The sequence below is a fragment of the Treponema sp. OMZ 805 genome, from assembly GCF_050937395.1.
In the GTDB taxonomy this organism is placed as follows: domain Bacteria; phylum Spirochaetota; class Spirochaetia; order Treponematales; family Treponemataceae; genus Treponema.
The window spans coordinates 1-1,001 of record NZ_JACCLP010000040.1 but is presented as its reverse complement, the minus strand read 5'-3'; the positions used below and the strand labels follow the sequence as shown (position 1 = coordinate 1,001).

2 protein-coding genes are annotated in these 1,001 nt (G+C 41.6%); both read left to right on the top strand.

Going from position 1 to position 1,001, the window contains the following annotated elements:
* Nucleotides 1-554: RNA-directed DNA polymerase (locus HGH47_RS12160; protein ID WP_432912716.1), on the top strand; the 554-nt coding region annotated here is incomplete at its 5' end.
* Nucleotides 555-567: 13 nt separating this feature from the next.
* Nucleotides 568-921 carry a hypothetical protein gene (locus HGH47_RS12155; RefSeq protein WP_432912713.1) on the top strand — a complete coding sequence of 118 codons (354 nt, stop codon included), beginning with the start codon at nucleotides 568-570 and terminating at the stop codon, nucleotides 919-921.
* Nucleotides 922-1,001: the final 80 nt, after the last annotated feature.

The following is a 1,001-nucleotide window of genomic DNA, read 5'->3' as shown; positions in this document are numbered from 1 at the left end:
AGATTATTAGGCTTATAAAGCAATTTATATCGGCGTTCGGGGAAGGAAAATCACTTGGTCTTGGCAGTGAAGTATCACAGATTTGCGCCGTTTATTACCCGTCGCGCCTCGATCATTTTATCAAAGAAAAGCTTAAGGTAAAATACTACGGCCGCTACATGGACGATATGTACTTAATCCATGCCGATAAAGTCTTTTTGCAGCAGTGTTTGTACGAAATAAAACAGATGTGCGACAAACTGAAGATTACGCTTAATGAGAAAAAAACACGGATCGTTAAACTTTCACAAGGCGTTGTATTCTTGAAAGGTCGCTATATTCTTTCTTCGACCGGCAAAATTATAAAGCTCGCCGGAAAAAGCTCGACAACAAGAATGCGGCGCAAATTAAAAAAGTTCAAACGCCTACTGGATGCAGGCAACATGAGCTATCTTGATGTACGCACCGCTTATCAGTCGTGGCGTGGAAACTATAAAAAACGCTTTAATGCATATTATCGGGTTTGCGATATGGATAAATTGTATAACTCGATTATATTACAGGATACATTTTAACGGGAGGTTAAATATGGTGTATTTAGCAAAAAAAGGGAATGAGGTTATTCATCATACCAGTAAGCAAGCAATGCTGGAGATGGACGGGATTGCAAAAGCTGATATGGAAATCAGCGATGAGGAGTTTGAAAAGGCGGGCTGTCTTGCGCGGCTTGTCGATGGTAAAATCGTTATCGGTAAAACGAAAGCCGAATTGAAAGCTGAAACAACCGCTGAACGTATCAGCTTTCTTAAAGCGCAATTAGCAGAAACCGATTATATTGCCGCTAAAATTGCCGAAGGCTCTGCGACGACTGCCGACTATGCTGAAAAAATTGCACAGCGCAAGGCGTGGCGGAAAGAAATCAGCGAGCTTGAAAGCGCATAAAAGCGCACGTTAAACGCAATAAAAACGGTATCTTTATTCGTTAAGGATACCGTAAAAAACGGGCAAGAACCCGGTGTCTT